Consider the following 17,756-nt stretch of genomic DNA (forward strand, 5'->3'; position numbering starts at 1 on the left):
GCCGCCGCAGGCCGCCGCCGTGGTGTCGTGGGAACGCGAACAGAACGCGGAGCAGTGCGCGGAGCAGTGCGCGGAGCAGAACGCCGAGAGCAGAACGCCGAGAGCAGAACACCGAAAGCGGAACGCAGAGAGTGGAACGCGAAAGGGCACCGGCGCGCAGGTCGCGCGCGCCGGTGCCCGAAGTGCGGTGGGGGAGTGCGGCTACTCCGGACGCTTCAGCCGGGTGATGAACTTGTAGCGGTCGCCCCGGTAGATCGAGCGGACCCACTCGACCGGGTCCCCCTCGGCGTCGAAGGAGTGCCGGGAGAGCTGGAGCATCGGCAGGCCGAGGTCGGAGCCGAGCAGCCCGGCCTCGCGCGGGTTGGCGAGGGTGGTCTCGATGGTCTCCTCGGCCTCGGCCACGGTGACCCCGTACACCTCGCGCAGCGCCGCGTACAGCGAGTTGTGCTTGGCCAGGTTGCGGCGCAGGGCCGGGAAGCGCTTGGCGGACAGGTGGGCGACCTCGATCGCCATCGGGTCGCCGTTGGCCAGCCGCAGGCGCTCGATCCGCAGCACCCGGCCGCCGGGCTTGATGTCGAGCAGCGGGGCGAGCCGGTCGTCGGCGGTGATGTAGCCGATCTCGATCAGCCGGGAGGCGGGCTCCAGCCCCTGGGCCCGCATGTCCTCGGTGTAGGAGGTCAGTTGGAGGGCCTGGGCGACCTTGGGCTTGGCGACGAAGGTGCCCTTGCCCTGGATGCGCTCCAGCCGGCCCTCGACGACCAGCTCCTGGAGGGCCTGGCGCACGGTGGTGCGCGAGGTGTCGAACTGGGCGGCCAGGGCGCGCTCGGGCGGTACCGGGGTGCCGGCCGGCTGGGTCTCGGTGAGCTGCAGCAGGTGCCGCTTCAGGCCGTAGTACTTGGGGACGCGCGCGGTCGGGTCGGTGCCGGCCTGCGTCGGGAGGTTGTTCACCTCGGGGTCGTCGACCTGGGCGGTGGATCCCCCGTCGCTGCTCATCGGACCTGTTCTCCCGCTTCTCGCGGGGCCTTCAGCGACCCCGCCACATCGTTAACGGATCACATCGTTGCATGTATGGCTACGGAACGAATACCTCATCACGCGATGAACGATGTGCGGTGTCGGCTTGATAACGGGTGGTCGAGATCGGTCGGACAGCCGTTGACAGGCCCATTGGTCTAGGCCAAGCTCCAGGCAGCTGGTCTACACCACTAGACCGGTAACTATGAATCCCCCCACCCGTTCGAAGGGGTCCGCGGCACCTTTCCCCCCGCTTTGTGTGGGTCTGCCGCTGCCGCCCGACGGGGGCAACCCAGGCATCCCTCAGGAGGATGGCGTGAAGCGTCAGCTCATCGCGGCGGTCGGCGTCGCAGCAATGGTCGTCGGCCTGGCGGCTTGCAGCTCGGACGGCAAGAAGAGCGAGGGTGACTCGAAGTCGTCCTCCGCCTCCGCGGCCGACAAGTACAAGGGCAAGACGCTGAAGGTCTGGACCATGAGCGGCTCGGCCCCGAAGGGCTGGACCGACGGGGTCAAGACCGAGTTCGAGACCACCTACCCGGGTTCGAAGGTCGAGTTCGCGACCCAGGAGTGGGGCGGCATCGGCGCCAAGGTCACCGCCGCGCTGTCGGAGGGCTCGGTCGACGTCCTGGAGGTCGGCAACACCCAGACCGCCGGCTACGCCGCCTCGGGCGGTCTGCTCGACATCACCAAGGACAAGGCCGCGCTGGGCGGCGAGGCCTGGGCCGCCAACCAGAACGAGTCCACGATCCTGGACGGCAAGCAGTACGCCGCCCCGTGGTACGTCACCAACCGCGTGGTCGCCTACAACAAGGACCTGTGGGCCAAGGCCGGTCTGACCGACACGCCGAAGACCCTGGACGAGTTCTACACCGCCCTGGAGAAGCTGAAGACCGCTCCGGGCGTCGTCGACCCGATCTACATGCCCGGCCAGGAGTGGTACGTCTACTTCGGTCTGCTCACCAGCGAGGGTGGCAAGATCGCCAAGAAGGACGGCGACAAGTGGGTCGGCGGCCTGGGCTCGCCCGAGAGCCAGAAGGCCTTCGAGACCTACAAGAAGCTCCAGGGCTACTCGGCCACCGGTCCGAAGGACAAGGACGAGGCCACCCCGCAGCAGAAGGACGTCTTCGGCCAGGGCAACGTCGGCACCATGATCGGCCTCGGCTGGGAGCTCCCGGACGAGAAGGCCATCCCGAAGGACAAGATCGGCTTCTTCCCGCTCCCGGGCAAGACCGCCGACAAGCCCTCCGGCGTGTTCCTCGGTGGCTCGAACCTCGCGATCGCCTCGCAGAGCAAGAACACCGACATGGCGAAGGACTTCCTGAAGATCGCCCTCAACGACAAGAACGAGGGCGTCGTCGCCGCGGCGGGCAACATCCCGAACAAGGCCTCGCTGAACAGCCAGATCACCGGCGACTTCGCCAAGGCCGCCCAGTCGGCCGCCGCGGTCGGCGCGATCACCCCGAACACCCCGAACTGGGCGAGCGTCGAGGACAACCCGAACCCGATCAAGGAGTTCCTGACCGCTGCCCTCCAGGGCGGCGACTTCGCCTCCACGGCCAAGAAGTACGACGACGAGATCGCCAAGAAGCTCAACCAGAAGCAGTAAGCACTGAGCGGCGTCGCTCACCGACCCCCGGCGGGGGGCCGGTGGGCGACGCCTGTCCGTCGTGGCCAGGTTGTGAGGAAGTGAGAACGATGGCTGTGCATTCGGAGCGGGTGCAGACACAGTCCCCGGAGCCGGGGGAGGCTGCTGTGGCCAGTAGGGAGACGAGCGCCCCGGGCGGCGGCTCGAAGGCTTCGGCGCCGAAGGGCGCGAGATCCGCGGGCGGCCCCAGCCTGGGCTCACGCCTCGCGCCGTACCTGCTGCTGCTGCCGGCCACCGTGGCGACCCTGGCCCTGCTCGGCTGGCCGCTGCTGAAGACCGTCCTGCTGTCGTTCCAGAACCTCAACAGGCGCCAGCTCGTCCTGCACCTGACCGAGTGGACCGGCTTCGACAACTACAAGGAGCAGCTGACCGACCCGCACTTCTGGGCGGTCACCGGCCGGACCGTCGCCTTCACCGCGATCAACGTGGTGCTGATCATGATCGGCGGCACCCTGATCGGCCTGCTGCTGAACCAGCTCGGCAAGAAGATGCGGCTGGTGCTCCAGATCGCGCTGCTGCTGGCCTGGGCCATGCCGGTGGTCGCCGCGACCACCGTCTACACCTGGCTGTTCGACTCCCAGTGGGGTGTCGTCAACTGGATCCTGGACCAGCTGGGTTGGCACTCGATGCGCGACTACAACTGGCTCAGCGACCCGTACTCGACGTTCTTCATCATCATCCTGCTGATCGTCTGGATGTCGATCCCGTTCGTCGCGTTCAACATGTACGCCGGTCTGACCACCATCCCGAAGGAGCTCTACGAGGCGGCCCGGATGGACGGCGCCGGCGCCGTCAAGATCTTCACCGCGGTGATCTTCCCCAACCTGAAGCCGTTCTTCCTGGCCACGACCTTCCTCGAGGTCATCTGGGTGTTCAAGGCCTTCACCCAGGTCTACGCGGTCAACGCCGGCGGTCCGGAGAAGCTGACCCGGACCCTCCCGGTGCACGCCTTCCTGGAGGGCTCGGCCGGCCAGCACTACGGCATCGGCTCCGCGATCGCGGTGCTCACCATCCTGATGCTGGGCGTGCTGATGGCGTACTACTTCCGCATCATGATCAAGCAGGAGGACGAGCTGTGAGGCGCTCTCTCTTCGGACGTACCTGGCTGAACGTGACCGCGGCCGTCCTCGCCGTCTTCTTCGTCTTCCCCGTCTACTGGATGTTCGCGACCGCGTTCAAGCAGAACAGCGACATCATCAGCCCGACGCCGGTGTTCATCCCGCTCGACGCGACCTTCGAGCACTTCTCCACCGCGGTCAACGCGCCGAACTTCTGGACGTACGTCCTCAACAGCGTCACCGTCACCGTCGGCGCGGTGCTCGGGTCGCTGGTGATCGCGACCCTGGCGTCCTTCGCCGTCGCCCGGATGAAGTTCCGCGGCCGCAAGGCCTTCGTGCTGGTCATCATGATGGCCCAGATGGCGCCCTGGGAGGTCATGACCATCGCGGTCTACATCATCTCCCGCGACAACGACATGCTGAACAGCCTGGTGCCGCTGACCCTCTTCTACATGATGATGGTCCTGCCCTTCACCATCTGGACGCTGCGCAGCTTCATCGCCGCGGTGCCGAAGGAGCTGGAGGAGTCGGCCATGGTGGACGGCTGCACCCGCTCCCAGGCCTTCGTGAAGGTGATCTTCCCACTGCTGGCCCCGGGCCTGATGTCGACCTCGCTGTTCGGCTTCATCACGGCGTGGAACGAGTTCCCGCTCGTCCTGATCCTCAACAAGGACGAGGGCAAGACCCTGCCGCTGTGGCTGTCGTCCTTCAAGACGGCCTTCGGCAACGACTGGGGCGCCACCATGGCCGCGTCCACGATGTTCGCCATCCCCGTGCTGATCCTGTTCGTCTTCCTCCAGCGCAAGGCGGTCGGCGGTCTGACCGACGGCGCCGTGAAGGGCTGAGTCCACGTGAGCATCCTCGTTCCCACCGTGCCGGACAGCGACCAGCTGCACCGCGACGCCCTGACCGTCCTCCAGCCCGGCTTCGTCGGCACCGAGCCGCCGGAGTGGCTGCGCCGCCACCTCGCCGCGGGCCTCGGCTCGGTCGCGCTGTTCGACCGCAACGTGGTCGACCTCGACCAGCTGTCCGCGCTCACCCGGGCGCTGCGCGCCGAGAACCCCGACCTGCTGATCGCGATCGACGAGGAGAGCGGCGACGTCACCCGGCTGGAGGCGGGCTCCGGCTCGTCCTGGCCCGGCAACCTCGCGCTCGGCGCGATCGACGACCCGGCGCTGACCCGGGACGTCGCCCGCGAGCTGGGCCGGGCGCTGGCCGCGGCCGGCGTCAACTACAACTGGGCGCCCACCGCGGACGTCAACTCCAACCCGCGCAACCCGGTCATCGGGGTCCGCTCCTTCGGCGCCGACCCCGAGCTGTGCGCCCGGCACACCGCCGCCTGGGTGGAGGGCCTGCAGTCGGCCGGCGTGGCCGCCTGCTCCAAGCACTTCCCCGGCCACGGCGACACCGCGGTGGACTCGCACCACGGCCTGCCGGTCATCGACGTCGACCTGGACGTGCTGCGGGCCCGCGACCTGATCCCGTTCCAGGCGGCGATCGCGGCCGGCACCAAGGCCGTGATGACCGCCCACATCATGATCCCGGCGCTGGACCCGAAGCTGCCGGCGACCCTGAGCCCGACCGTGCTGCGCGACCTGCTGCGCGCCGCCCCGGCCGACGGCGGGCTCGGCTACCAGGGCCTGATCGTCAGCGACGCGATCGAGATGGGGGCCATCGCCGACACCTTCGGGATGGGCGAGGGCACCGTGCTGGCCCTGGCGGCCGGCGCGGACGCGATCTGCGTCGGCGGCGGGCTCGCCGACGAGGAGACCGTGCTGATGCTGCGCGACGCCATCGTGGCGGGCGTGCGCTCCGGCCGGCTCGCCGAGGAGCGGCTGGCGGACGCCGCCGCGCGGGTCCGGTCGCTGGGCAGCTGGGGCCGGATCGCGGCCCAGGGCGAGCGGATCGAGCCGGACCTGGCAGTCGGCCTGCGGGCCGCGCGCCGGGCGCTCAAGGTGGTCCGGGCGCCGGGCCTGGTGGTGCCGCCGGTGAGCGAGCGCCCGTACGTGGCCTCGTTCTCGGACGAGCCGAACATCGCCGTCGGCGACGTCACCCCCTGGGGCGTGGCCGGCATGCTGGCCGACCGCTTCCCCGGCACCCGCACCCGCGAGGTGTCGGCGCCCGAGGCCGCGCCGGAGCTGCTGGACGCCCTGGTCGGCGAGCTGGTGGCCGGCGCCGAGGGCCGCCGCCTGGTGCTGGTGGTCCGGGACGCCCACCGGCACGCGTGGATGTCGGCCGCGCTGAGCCGCCTGGTGGCGGCCCGGCCGGACGCCGCCGTGGTCGAGATGGGCCTGCCCCAGTCCGAGCCGGTCGGCGCGCTCCACATCGCCACCCACGGCGCCGCCCGGGTCTGCGGACTGGCGGCCGTGGAGGTCCTCACCGGACAGCCGGGAGCGGTCGGCTGACCCTTCGCCGAGACGTCACCGGCCGTGTCCGGCGGACGTCGGCCCGCGGGCCCGTCATGCGCATGCCGCATGGCGGGCCCGTTCCGTTTCCCCGGTGTTGACCTGCGGATTCACGGGATGACCGTGTTCCCTCAAGTAGGCCTTAAATCCACCTTAAGATCTACTGAGGGTGACAGTGCGACGACTGGCCGCCACGCGGTACAACAGCTCTGCAACGGCCGCCCCGAGTAAGGCTTTTGATCGTTGACACCACCTATGGTCTAGGCCAGAGTCCAAGCATCCGGTTCGAGATTCAACCTCGCCGGATGTGGTATCGGCCCTCCCTGAAGCTCTTCGCCGCCCCCTGTCCGGACTCTCCGCCGCGGGCGCCAATCACGCTGCCGGCGGGCAACACGGCTCTACACCCCTCGGAGGATGGCGTGAAGAAGCGTCAGCTCATGTCGACGCTCGGGACCATGGCCCTGGCGGTCGGTCTGACGGCCTGTTCCTCGTCCGCGAAGCCCGCGGGCGACGGCGCGGGCGGCTCCGCGGACGGGAAGGCGGCCGGCGGCTCCGTCACCGTCTGGCTGATGGACGACGCCCAGAAGAACTGGCCGGACCTCGTCCAGCGGGTCAACGACGAGTTCGCGGCGAAGTACCCCAACGTCAGCCTCAAGCTGGTCTACCAGGGTTGGGCCGACAAGGTGGGCAGGCTCGACAGGGCCATCGCCGAGGGCAACGCCCCCGACGTGGTCGAGCTGGGCAACACCGAGACCATGAAGTACGTGCTCTCCGGCGCGCTGGCCCCGGTGGACCGCAGCACCTTCGACAACTCCGACAGCTGGATCAAGGCGCTCGCCAACACCTGCACCTATCAGGACAAGCTCTGGTGCGTGCCCTACTACGCCGGCTCCCGAGTGGCCATCTACAACTCCGCGACCTTCCAGCAGGCCACCGGCAGCGCCGACTTCCCGAAGACCGAGGCCGACCTGCTGGCCGCGCTGGACAGGATCGCGGACAAGAACAAGGCGGACAAGGCCTTCTCCCCGCTCTACCTGCCCGGCCCGTACTGGTACGCCGCGATGAGCTACGTGGCCGCGTACGGCGGCAGCATCGCCAAGTTCGACAGCTCCGGCAACTGGCACGGCACCCTGCACGACCCCAAGTCCCAGCAGGGCGTCAGCCACTTCGTCGACCTGGTGCGCAAGTACAACAAGGGCGACCTGGCGGTGAACGAGCAGAACCAGTTCGAGGCGATGGCCCGCGGGCGCGCCGCGTCCTTCTACGGCAACGGCTACGAGGCGGCCAGCGTCACCGCGCCGGTCACCGGGGACCCGAGCATCAAGGACGCCGTCAAGCTGGCCACCATGCCCGGCCCGGACGGCAAGCCGCTGCCGACCTTCATCGGCGGCTCCGACCTCGCCGTCACCGCCAAGTCCCAGCAGGTGGCGCTGGCCACCGACTGGATCCGGATGTTCACCAGCACCAAGTCCGAGCAGGCACTGGCCGACAAGGACATCCTGCCGAACAACCTGACCCAGCTGAACCCGCTGAAGAACAAGCCGACCACCGCCGCCGCGGCCAACGCCGTCCCGGACGCCTGGTTCACCCCGCTGGCCCCGGGCTGGGGCGCGGTCGAGAAGCAGAAGATCATCCCGGACATGCTGGTCTCGATCCTCAAGGGCAAGTCGGTGGACCAGGCCACCAAGGAGGCCGACGCGGCGATCGACCAGCTGATCAACAAGGCGTCCTGACCTTCCGCCGCCGCCCGTCCCGGTGCGCCCCTCCCGTCTCGGCAGGGGCGCACCGGAGGGCGCGGGGCCGGGGATGCGCTGAGGGCGCGCCGACGGGCGCGGTGTGAGGGCGCGCCGAGGGGCGCGAGGGCGTGCGGACGGAGGTGCCCGGCGACAGGCGCGCCCGTAGGATTGCGGAACGCAGAACCGCAGCGAGTGTGCGGACTCGCCGCCGTGGAGGTCCCCGCCGGGCAGCCGCCCGCGCGGGGTCGAACCGTCCCATCGGAGGCAGACCCAGATGTCCGACCCGCAGACCGTTCCCGGCCGGATCATGGCGGCGGAGATGGCCGAGCAGCCGGCCGTCCTCCAGCGCATCCTCGACGAGGGTGCCCCGAAGATCCGCGAGGTCGCCGCGCAGATCGCCGCCCGCGGCCCGCGCTTCGTCCTGCTCACCGCGCGCGGCACGTCCGACAACGCCGCGCTGTACGCCAAGTACCTGATCGAGATCCTGCTCGGCAAGCCGGCCGGCCTGACCTCGATGTCCACCACCACCGCGTACGGCGCCAAGCCCGACCTCACCGACGTCCTGGTCGTCACCGTCAGCCAGTCCGGCGGCTCGCCCGACCTGGTCGCCTCCACCAAGGCCGCCCGCGAGGCCGGTGCCATCACCCTCGCGGTGACCAACAACGCCGCCTCGCCGCTCGCCGAGGTCTCCGAGTTCCACATCGACGTGCTGGCCGGCGCGGAGAAGGCGCTGCCGGCCACCAAGACCTACACCGCCGAGCTGCTGGCGCTCTACCTGCTGGTCGAGGGGCTGCGCGGGGGAGACGGCTCGGCCGCCGAGGAGCTGCCGGGGCTGGCCGCCGGGGTGCTGGCCCGCAAGGCCGAGGTGAAGGCGCTCGCCGAGCGCTACCGCTTCGCCCAGCGCCTGGTCATCACCTCGCGCGGCTACGGCTACCCGACCGCCCGCGAGGCGGCGCTCAAGCTGATGGAGACCACCTACATCCCGGCCACCCCGTTCTCCGGCGCCGACCTGCTGCACGGCCCGCTGGCGATGGTGGACAACGTCTCGCCGGTCATCGCGATCGTCCCGGACGGCAAGGGCGGCGAGGCCCTCCAGCCGGTGCTGGACCGCCTGCGCGGGCGCGGCGCGGACCTGGTGGTGGTCGGCCAGCAGGCGCAGGTCGAGGCCGCCTCGGCGGGGTTCGCGCTGCCGGCCGGCGTGCCCGAGGAGCTGCAGCCGATCCTGGAGATCCTGCCGCTGCAGCTGCTGGCCCACGAGGTCACCATCGCCCGCGGCCAGGACCCGGACGCCCCGCGCGCGCTGGCCAAGGTCACCGAGACGCGGTAACCCGCCCCGCGCGCGAGCCGGCCCCCGGTCCACAGGCTGTGGACCGGGGGCCGGTTCTCTGAGCGGCGGAGACGTGGTTCCGGGGGCCTTGAGGAGGCCGGGGAGGGGCGGAGCGGGAGGGCGCCGCCGGCGGGCCGGAGGAGGCCGGAAACACTACGGGCCACGGCGCCGACACGGGACCCTCAACCCATGCGGCACCGCAGCCCGGAGCTGTCGTCGGGCACCGGCTCCGATCGAGAACTGTGCGGGGTCCTCGTTCGGCGGCGTCCGACCGAGGAGGGGCCGCGCGCGGTCAGGGCAGTTGCGCGGGGGCCTCTCCTTGGTGCCCTTCCATTGTGGACTAGACCAATCTCGGTTGTCCAGGCCTCTCGGCAAATTGGTCTAAACAACTCCGGCGGGGCGGGCAGGGCCGGCGCCCTCCCGCCGGCGCCCCCACCGGCCCCAAGGGCAGACCCCCGCGGGGCCCGCCCGCCGGTTCGCCCGCCGGTCCGCCGCGCCCCGCCCGGACCGGCGGCGCTACCCTCGCCATGTGCCCTCGCTGAACGAACTCGTCCGCCGCCACACCACCCTGACCGGGGCCGACGTGGAATGGCTCCACCACCTGGTCGCGGAGTGGCAGCTGCTCTCCGACCTCTCCTTCGCCGACCTGGTGCTGTGGATCCCCACCTGGGACGGCATCCGCTACGTCTCGGTGGCGCAGATGCGGCCCAACACCGGGCCCACCTCGTACCAGGACGACATGGTCGGCCACCTCGTCCCGCGCGGCCGCCGCCCGCTGCTGGACGCCGCCTTCGACGAGGGCCGGATCGTGCGCGAGGGCGACCCGGAGTGGCGCGAGGAGGTCCCGGTCCGGGTCGAGTCGATCCCGGTCCGGCGCGAGGGCAAGGTGCTGGGCGTGATCGCCCGCAACACCAACCTGCTGACCGTGCGCACCCCGAGCCGGCTGGAGCTCACCTACCTCCAGAGCGCCTCCGACCTGGCCCAGATGATCGCGGCCGGCTCCTTCCCCTTCCCCGGCGTCGAGCAGGCCGACATGGACGCCGCGCCCCGGGTCGGCGACGGCCTGATCCGGCTGGACGCGGACGGCATAGTCACCTACGCCAGCCCCAACGCGCTCTCCGCGTACCACCGTCTCGGCCTCACCACCGACCTGGTCGGCAGCCACCTCGGCCGGGCCACCGCCGACCTCGCCCCGCCGTCCCGCTCGGCCGTCCACGAGGCGCTGGTGAAGCTGGCGAGCGGCTGGGCGCCCCGGCAGACCGAGGTGGAGGCGCAGGGGGGAGTGGTGACCCTGCGGGCGATCCCGCTCAAGCCCAAGGGCACCCTGACAGGTTCGCTGGTGCTCTGCCGGGACGTCACCGAGCTGCGCCGCCGCGACCGCGAGCTGATGACCAAGGACGCCACCATCCGGGAGATCCACCACCGGGTGAAGAACAACCTGCAGACCGTCGCGGCCCTGCTGCGGCTGCAGTCCCGCCGGATGGACTCGGAGTCCGGGCGGGCGGCGCTGGACGAGGCGGTGCGCCGGGTCGGCTCGATCGCGATCGTGCACGAGACGCTCTCCCAGGCGCTGGACGAGCAGGTGGCCTTCGACGAGATCGCCGACCGGGTGCTGGCGATGGTGATGGAGCTGTCCCAGGACGGCCGGGTGGCGACCCGCCGCACCGGCAGCTTCGGCATCCTGTCCGCCGAGGTGGCCACCCCGCTGTCGATGGTGCTGACCGAACTGCTCCAGAACGCCCTGGAGCACGCGTTCGGTCCGACCGCCTCCGGGAACCTGGAGGTCAGCGCGCTGCGCGGGCGCGCCCCGGCGACCGGGATGGGCTGGTCGGACAGTTGGAACGGCGGCGCCCGGCCGGAGGAGTACCTGCTGATCACGGTGCAGGACGACGGCCGCGGCATGCCGGAGGGGTTCGACCCCCAGACGGCGGGCAACCTCGGGCTGCAGATCGTCCGGACGCTGGCGACCGGTGAGCTGGGCGGCACCTTCGACATGGTGGCGGGCCCCGACGGCGGAACGAAGGTGGTCCTGGAGATCCCGGTCCGCTGAGGCTCCGGTCCGCTGAGGCCCCGGTCCGTCGGGGAACCCGTCGCACGAAGGCGCGGTGGGGGCGTGCGCCCGCTGGAAGCGCCGGGTGCGTGCTCCGCGCGCTGGCTGCGGAAACAGAAACGAGGCCCTGTCGACCGGGGGGGGTGGGTCGACAGGGCCTCTCAACCCGTTCCGGCCGTCGGGGGGAGTCGGCCGGAACGGGGGCTCTGGGTGGTGCGACACCCCGCCGGTGCGTTGCACACGGTGAGCGCCACAGCTCCACAATATTGCTCTAAGTGAACAGTATCAAGTGCCTGGGGCGGGTCGGTGTCGCGGGACCCGGCTGGGCGAGGTCCTTGGTGCGGAAGGCTTCACCAGGAGGAGCAGGGAAGCCTTTGATCATGTGTCGATCGGTACGGCGGTTACTGCGGGTGCTACGGCGTGTGATCGCGACGCGATCAGGCGGTGCGGGCGCGGTTGCGGGCGGCGCGGCGCTTCATCGCGCGACGCTCGTCCTCGCTCATGCCGCCCCAGACGCCGGCGTCCTGACCGGTCTCGAGCGCCCACTGGAGGCACTGCTCCATCACCGGACAGCGGCGGCACACGGCCTTGGCTTCCTCGATCTGCAGCAGAGCAGGACCGGTGTTCCCGATCGGGAAGAACAGCTCCGGGTCCTCTTCGCGGCAGACAGCGCGGTGGCGCCAGTCCATGGTCGTCCAACTCCTCCTGCCGCGGGGGGTGGCCCGATCGGCATAATCGAATGGCTTGTGAATGTGAACGCTTTCACGAATCCCGCAACAGCAAAAGAGACCAAAGGCCCGTCGGGCCCGGGTGGTCTGTGCTGAGGGGGATTCGGCGATTCGAGGGACGCCCCGCGGTCGGTGCTCCTGTGGTTCCGGAGTCGCCGTCGCTGCGATGTGTCCCGATCGCCATGTAGAGGTTCGCAAACCTCGGGCTCGGATACAACCCCCTTCGGGGAGGAATTTTGGATTCTTCGGTGTCGCCTAGCTCACAGCCAGTACTTCTATGGAGTGAAGGGGGCTTGTGCGTTCGAGAAGAAGGAGGAACCCCCCTTCCGGTCACACAATCACACGCAGTGCCCGCCGTACGCCTGTGAAACTGACGCGACTCCTGTCTCCAAGATGGTCCCCGTCGACCTGGAACGGCGCCGCTTCCTCCGAAACCAAGGTGAAGTGTCTGACGTCGTGATAGGAGACGACGTGCTTCCCGGAGGGGCCGGCCGGAGGGGTGCCGTCGCTCGAAGGCGTGTACGACCGCAGGATCTGACGGACCGTTCGAGCCGTGCCGAACGCCGTCATCCGGGTGATGCCGAAGACGTCCAGGTCCGTGTCGAAGGAGGCGAGCGGTGAGGGGTAGACCGGGCGGTTGCCGAGGAAGGTCCAGGGCGAGGTGTTGCTGACTATCGACAGGACCAGGCCCGGAACCCGCTCGTGGCCCGGCAGCTCCAGGGAGACCGGGCCGGAACGGCGCTGCTCACGCTGGGTGAAGTAGTGCCGGAGCGCCTGGCCGACGTACAGGGCGTGGGTGGACTTGCGCCCGGCCCTGCGCTGCTCCTCGACCCGGCCGACCACGCCGGCGTCGAAGCCGAGGCCGGCGGTGAAGGTGAACCAGCGGTCCGGCAGCCCCTCGGTCATCGCCTTGCCCAGCCCGATCGGCCGCTCCCGGCCGTGCTCCAGGGCGTCCAGCAGGGCGCCGGTGGCCTCCACCGGGTCGTTGGGCAGGCCCAGCGCGCGGGCGAACACGTTGGTCGAACCGCCCGGCACCACGGCCAGTCGCGGGACCTTCTCGCCCGGGCCGTGCGCCAGCAGCCCGTTCACCACCTCGTTGACCGTGCCGTCCCCGCCCAGCGCCACCACCAGGTCGACCGTGCCGTCCTCCGCCGCCTCGCGGGCCAGGTCGCGCGCGTGGCCCCGGTACTGGGTCTCGGCGACCTCCAACTTGAGATCGCTGCGCAGGGCGTGGATCAGCACGTCCCTGGTCCGGCCACTGGTGGTGGTGGCCTTGTGGTTCACGACCAGGAGAGCGCGCATGGGGAAAGCCTACGGGTCGGTACGGACCGACCGGCGGCTACCCTGCTGGAGTGACCGCAGAAACCTCCGCACCCGCACCCTCGGCCGGCTCCGGCCGTCCGGCCTCCCTGACCCTGGGCGCCGCCATCACGGCCCTGGAGGGCGCGGCCCTGGCCGTCGTCGGCGTCTGGGACATGGTGTCCGCGCTGTCCGGCCAGGCCAAGCAGCTGGCCCTGAACGAGTTCGGCGGCGCGGTCATCGTGCTGCTCGGCGTGCTGCCGGTGCTCGCCGCCCTCGCACTGCTCAAGGAGCGCCGCTGGGGCCGCAGCCCGGCGGTGCTGACCAACTCGATCTGCCTGCCGGTCGCCTACTACATGTTCCAGAGCGGCGGCGCGATGGTCGCGGTCGGCGTCCTGGTCGGCGTGCTCGGCCTGGTGGGCATCGGCTGCCTGCTGAACCCGAAGTCGACGGCGGCCCTGTACGCCCAGCAGGAGAGCTGAGCGCGCAGGGCCGCCGGCCGGTCGTGCGGCCGCCCCGCCGGAGCTGAGCGGCCGTCAGTCCTAGGGCGTGTCTGACAATTCCAGTCGGGCTCGCGACGCCGGGGCACGCACCTCGCCGCGTTGTCGTCGGTCGCCAATGCTCCGCAGTGGCTCCCTCCTCCGCCTTGCGATGCACGCACCCCAACGCCGCGCGCTGATCCAACGCGAATTGTCAGACACGCCCTACTCCTCCACCAGGAGCTTCTCCCGCAGCTGGGCCAGCGTCCGGGCGAGCAGCCGGGACACGTGCATCTGGGAGATCCCCACCTCGGCGGCGATCTGCGACTGGGTCATGTTCCGGAAGAACCGCAGCACCAGGATCTTCTGCTCCCGGGGCGGCAGTTGGGCCAGCAGCGGCTTGAGCGACTCGCGGTACTCGACGCCCTCCAGCGCCTCGTCGGTCGCGCCCAGGGTGTCCGCGACGGCCGGCGACTCGTCGTCGCTGTCCGGCACGTCCAGGGACAGCGTGGAGTACGCGTTGGCGGACTCCAGGCCCTCCAGGACGTCCTCCTCGGAGATCCCCAGGTGCTCGGCCAGCTCGTGCACCGTGGGGGAGCGGCCGTGCCGCTGGGAGAGCTCGCTGGTCGCCGTGGTGAGCGACAGCCGCAGCTCCTGGAGCCGGCGCGGGACGCGCACCGCCCAGCCCTTGTCACGGAAGTGCCGCTTGATCTCGCCGACGATGGTCGGCGTCGCGTAGGTGGAGAACTCGACCCCGCGCTCGTGGTCGAAGCGGTCCACCGACTTGATCAGGCCGATGGTGGCGACCTGGGTCAGGTCGTCCAGCGGCTCGCCCCGGTTGCGGAAGCGCCGGGCCAGGTGCTCGACCAGCGGGATGTGCATCCGCACCAGCTGGTTGCGCAGCTCGACCCGCTCCGGGGAGCCCTCGGGCAGTGCGGACAGGCGGACGAACAGCGCGCGGGCGGCCTCCCGGTCCGGGGCGCCGGTGCGCGGCGAGCCCTGGGCGGGCACGGCGCCGTGCAGCTCGGTCTCGGCCGCCGCGTCCGTCTCGGCCGGCGCCTCCGTCCCGGCCGCCGGGGCCGCCGGGTCCACCGGGTCCGGCGGGGGCGCGGCGGCAGGCGTCGGCTCGGACGTCGGCTCGGTGGGGTGGCTCATCCGCTGGGCGTCCTTCGGGTGCGCTTCGTCGTTGGCGGCGAGGCCGGGAACGCTCGCCTGGGTCGGTACGGCAGGTCCCGCCGTCGCGAGGCCGGTACGGTCCAGATCACTCACGGCCATTCCCCCGTTCCGTTCCGGGAGCACCGGGGCCGGCTGGCCCCGGAATCGTCTCGTTGGTCGTACCGCGTGGGTGGCGGTACCGGGAACCGTCCGTCGGGCCCCGGGGCGGGGAGCGGCGGACGGCCCTTGCGCGGGTGCTGCTCGGTGCTGCTCGGTGGTGCGGTCCGGCCCGGCTAGTGGGCGGAGGAGCCGCCGCGCTTCTTGTGCAGGCTGATCGACACGGTCTTGTCCTCACCGACCGAGGAGTCGACCTCGCCGGCCAGGGCGGAGAGCACCGTCCAGGCGAAGGTGTCCCGCTCGGGGGCCTTGCCGTCGGTGGTCGGGGCGGAGACGGTGACCTTCAACGAGTCGCCGACCAGCCGGAACTCGCAGGACAGCACGGAGCCCGGCACCGCCTGCTGGAGCAGGATGGCGCAGGCCTCGTCGACCGCGATCCGCAGATCCTCGATCTCGTCGAGCGTGAAGTCCAACCGGGCGGCCAGCCCGGCCGTCGCTGTTCGCAGGACGGAGAGGTAGGCCCCCGCTGCGGGCAGCCGGACCTCCACGAAGTCCTGAACACCGAGATCGCCGTCGATCTGGGACACCCTTGCCTCCTGGGTGACGCGCTGTACTTTCTTGGTACCCCGCTTGTTACCGCTTGCTACCCCTGGAGGGGGTCCGGCGTCGCGGATCCGCCATCGTTCTGCCTTCCGCACCCCGGTTCGGGAGTTACTCATGGTAAGGCATTGCGACGCAGGGTGGCAGACCCTTTCTCCGGACTGCGCAGGGCCGTTCAGCGCCGTCCGGCGGCGGCCAGGGCCTCGTCGGTGAGCCGGTACACCGTCCACTCGTCCATCGGCACCGCGCCGATCGACTTGTAGAAGTCGATCGAGGGCTGGTTCCAGTCCAGGACCGACCACTCGACCCGGGAGTAGCCGCGCTCGACGGCGATCCGGGCGAGTTCCAGCAGCAGCGCCTTGCCGTGGCCGCCGCCGCGCGCCTGGGGGCGGACGTACAGGTCCTCCAGGTAGATCCCGTGGGTGCCGCGCCAGGTCGAGAAGTTGCGGAACCAGAGCGCGAAGCCGACCGGTTCGCCGGTGGCGTCGTCCTCGGCGATCAGCCCGAACACGGCCGGCTCCGCGCCGAACAGGGCCTCGTGCAGCTGCTCCTCGGTGGCCTTCGCCTCGTGCAGGGCCTGCTCGTAGTCCGCGAGTTCGCGGATCATGGCGTGGACGACGGGGACGTCGGTGGCGACGGCGGTGCGGATCATGCCTGTGAGCCTACTGCTCGGGACCGGTCTCGTCCCAGGCCTGGACGGAGGTCTGGTCGACGATCCGGCCGTCCCGCAGACCGGCCATCGAGGACACCAGCACCCGGACGCCGTCCGGGTAGCGGCAGGACTCCAGGAACGCGACGTGGTCGCCCTGGACCACCACCTGTTCCAGTTTGTGGCTCATCTCGCGGCCGTAGACGTCGTCCAGCATGGCGCCGATCTCCTCCCGCCCGTGCATCACCAGGGGGTGGCTGGGCTGGGTCTTGCGATCGACCACGCGCAGTTCGGCGTCCTCGGCGTAGAGCGCCAGGAGGACCTCGGCGTCGCAGCGCTCGATGCCCTCGCGCAGTGCACGGGTGTCGAAGGCGGCGGGGGTCGCCGTGGTGGTCATGGTCTCGCTCCTCCGGTCGGGTTCCGTCGGCTCGTACCTTGAGCGTACGCCCGGCGGTCCGTGCCCGGGGGAGCGGGATCCGGGCCGGTCAGCGGGCCGGTACGGTGCGCAGGTAGCCGGCCAGCGAGCTGATCGCGGCCGGGTTGCGCGGGCTCTCCACCAGGTCCACGTAGTCCATCACGAAGATCCGGTCGTTCCTGATCGCGGCCACGTTCGCCAGCGGCGGGAAGGACGTGAGGAACCGCCGCTTCTCCTCGGCGCCGGTGTCGCCGTAGTCGTTGATCACGATCACCTCCGGGTCGCGCTGCACCACGCTCTCCCAGCCGGCCGTGACCCAGCTGTCGGTGAGGTCGCCCATCACGTTGGTCCCGCCCGCCTTGGCGATGATCTCGTTCGCGGCGGCGAACTTCCCGGCGGTGTACGGCTTGTCCTGCCCGCTGTCGTACAGGAAGACGGACGGGCGGCGCTCGGGCCGGGGGACGGCGGCGATCTGCGCCTTGAAGTCGGCGACCAGCCGGTCGGCGCGGTCCCTGACGTCGAAGATCTCGCCGAGGTTGGCCAGGTCGGTGTAGAGCGCCTCCAGCGGGTCCATCACGCCGCGTTCGGTGCCCTTGCCGCTGCGGCAGGACTCGCTGAGGACGTACGAGTCGATGCCCAGCGTCCGGAAGGCCCGCGGGGTGACGCCCCGGCCCTCGTCGAAGCCGTAGTGCCAGCCGGCGAAGACCAGGTCGGCCTCGGCGTCCAGCGCGATCTCCTTGGTGATCTGCTGCTTGGAGAGCCACTTCGTCCGCTGGTAGCCGTCCTTCCAGGCGACCTGGTCGATCCTCCCCTTGTCGTCGGGCATCACGTAGCCGGCCATCCGGTCGGCGAGGCCGAGCGAGAGCATCAGCTCGGTGATGCCGACGTCGTTGGTCACCGCCCGGGCGGGCTTGCGGTCGAAGGTGAGCTCGTCTCCGCAGTTCCGCACCGTCACCGGGTAGTGGGCGGAGGCGGTGGCGGCCTCCTTCGGGGCGATCTCGGCGCCGCAGCCGGCGAGTCCGAGGGCGAGCAGGGTGGTGACGGCAACGGCCTTGGTGCGCACGGTGGTTCCTCCGGGG

At 70.7% G+C, this 17,756-nt stretch carries 16 protein-coding genes; 8 read left to right on the plus strand and 8 right to left on the minus strand.

Features of this window, described 5'->3' with window-relative positions:
- Positions 1–201: 201 nt before the first annotated feature.
- A complete protein-coding gene (locus ACZ5GH_RS22740) occupies positions 202–993 on the minus strand; it encodes a GntR family transcriptional regulator (protein ID WP_387750122.1) in 792 nt (263 codons plus the stop codon).
- A gap of 337 nt (positions 994–1,330) precedes the next feature.
- Between ACZ5GH_RS22740 and ACZ5GH_RS22745 the strand changes: the two genes are divergently transcribed.
- The 7 genes from ACZ5GH_RS22745 to ACZ5GH_RS22775 all read left to right on the plus strand — a co-directional run bounded on the left by ACZ5GH_RS22745 (position 1,331) and on the right by ACZ5GH_RS22775 (position 11,235).
- On the plus strand, positions 1,331–2,620 hold the full coding sequence (locus ACZ5GH_RS22745; RefSeq protein ID WP_387750124.1) for an extracellular solute-binding protein: 1,290 nt from the start codon (positions 1,331–1,333) through the stop codon (positions 2,618–2,620).
- 89 nt (positions 2,621–2,709) lie between these two features.
- Positions 2,710–3,738 carry a carbohydrate ABC transporter permease gene (locus ACZ5GH_RS22750; protein WP_464335129.1) on the plus strand — a complete coding sequence of 343 codons (1,029 nt, stop codon included), beginning with the start codon at positions 2,710–2,712 and terminating at the stop codon, positions 3,736–3,738.
- A complete protein-coding gene (locus tag ACZ5GH_RS22755; RefSeq protein ID WP_387750130.1) occupies positions 3,735–4,562 on the plus strand; it encodes a carbohydrate ABC transporter permease in 828 nt (275 codons plus the stop codon). Before ACZ5GH_RS22750 ends, ACZ5GH_RS22755 begins: the two co-directional genes overlap by 4 nt.
- A 6-nt stretch (positions 4,563–4,568) precedes the next feature.
- Complete coding sequence (locus ACZ5GH_RS22760; RefSeq protein WP_387750134.1) at positions 4,569–6,122, plus strand: glycoside hydrolase family 3 protein; 1,554 nt, start codon at positions 4,569–4,571, stop codon at positions 6,120–6,122.
- Between the two features lie 437 nt (positions 6,123–6,559).
- Positions 6,560–7,855, plus strand: coding sequence for an extracellular solute-binding protein (locus tag ACZ5GH_RS22765; RefSeq protein WP_387750595.1), 1,296 nt, complete (start codon positions 6,560–6,562; stop codon positions 7,853–7,855).
- A gap of 277 nt (positions 7,856–8,132) precedes the next feature.
- On the plus strand, positions 8,133–9,185 hold the full coding sequence (locus tag ACZ5GH_RS22770; protein WP_387750137.1) for an SIS domain-containing protein: 1,053 nt from the start codon (positions 8,133–8,135) through the stop codon (positions 9,183–9,185).
- A 529-nt stretch (positions 9,186–9,714) separates the two neighbouring features.
- Positions 9,715–11,235, plus strand: a complete 1,521-nt coding sequence (locus ACZ5GH_RS22775) for a sensor histidine kinase (RefSeq protein ID WP_464335130.1) — start codon at positions 9,715–9,717, stop codon at positions 11,233–11,235.
- A 437-nt stretch (positions 11,236–11,672) separates the two neighbouring features.
- Here ACZ5GH_RS22775 and ACZ5GH_RS22780 read toward each other — a convergent pair whose 3' ends face one another.
- A complete protein-coding gene (locus tag ACZ5GH_RS22780; protein WP_014138019.1) occupies positions 11,673–11,924 on the minus strand; it encodes a WhiB family transcriptional regulator in 252 nt (83 codons plus the stop codon).
- A 369-nt stretch (positions 11,925–12,293) separates the two neighbouring features.
- The gene (locus tag ACZ5GH_RS22785; protein WP_387750143.1) at positions 12,294–13,265 is read right to left on the minus strand and encodes a diacylglycerol/lipid kinase family protein; all 972 of its coding nucleotides are present in this window, start codon (positions 13,263–13,265) and stop codon (positions 12,294–12,296) included.
- A gap of 50 nt (positions 13,266–13,315) precedes the next feature.
- On the opposite strand from ACZ5GH_RS22785, the gene ACZ5GH_RS22790 reads away from it, so the two are divergent.
- The gene (locus ACZ5GH_RS22790) at positions 13,316–13,744 is read left to right on the plus strand and encodes a hypothetical protein (RefSeq protein WP_387750146.1); all 429 of its coding nucleotides are present in this window, start codon (positions 13,316–13,318) and stop codon (positions 13,742–13,744) included.
- Between the two features lie 222 nt (positions 13,745–13,966).
- Here ACZ5GH_RS22790 and ACZ5GH_RS22795 read toward each other — a convergent pair whose 3' ends face one another.
- The 5 genes from ACZ5GH_RS22795 to ACZ5GH_RS22815 all read right to left on the minus strand — a co-directional run bounded on the left by ACZ5GH_RS22795 (position 13,967) and on the right by ACZ5GH_RS22815 (position 17,740).
- Complete coding sequence (locus ACZ5GH_RS22795) at positions 13,967–15,010, minus strand: RNA polymerase sigma factor SigF (protein WP_387750149.1); 1,044 nt, start codon at positions 15,008–15,010, stop codon at positions 13,967–13,969.
- Between the two features lie 179 nt (positions 15,011–15,189).
- Positions 15,190–15,600 (minus strand): ATP-binding protein, encoded by a 411-nt coding sequence (locus tag ACZ5GH_RS22800; protein ID WP_387750151.1) that lies wholly within the window; start codon positions 15,598–15,600, stop codon positions 15,190–15,192.
- Positions 15,601–15,788: 188 nt separating this feature from the next.
- Positions 15,789–16,265: a GNAT family N-acetyltransferase gene (locus ACZ5GH_RS22805; protein WP_387750154.1), complete on the minus strand. Its 477-nt coding sequence runs from the start codon at positions 16,263–16,265 to the stop codon at positions 15,789–15,791.
- Positions 16,266–16,275: 10 nt separating this feature from the next.
- Entirely contained in the window at positions 16,276–16,659 is a 384-nt protein-coding gene (locus ACZ5GH_RS22810; protein ID WP_464335131.1) for a nuclear transport factor 2 family protein, read from the minus strand.
- A gap of 88 nt (positions 16,660–16,747) precedes the next feature.
- On the minus strand, positions 16,748–17,740 hold the full coding sequence (locus ACZ5GH_RS22815) for an ABC transporter substrate-binding protein (RefSeq protein WP_464335132.1): 993 nt from the start codon (positions 17,738–17,740) through the stop codon (positions 16,748–16,750).
- Positions 17,741–17,756 lie beyond the last annotated feature (16 nt).

The organism is Kitasatospora sp. Xyl93 (assembly GCF_055383135.1).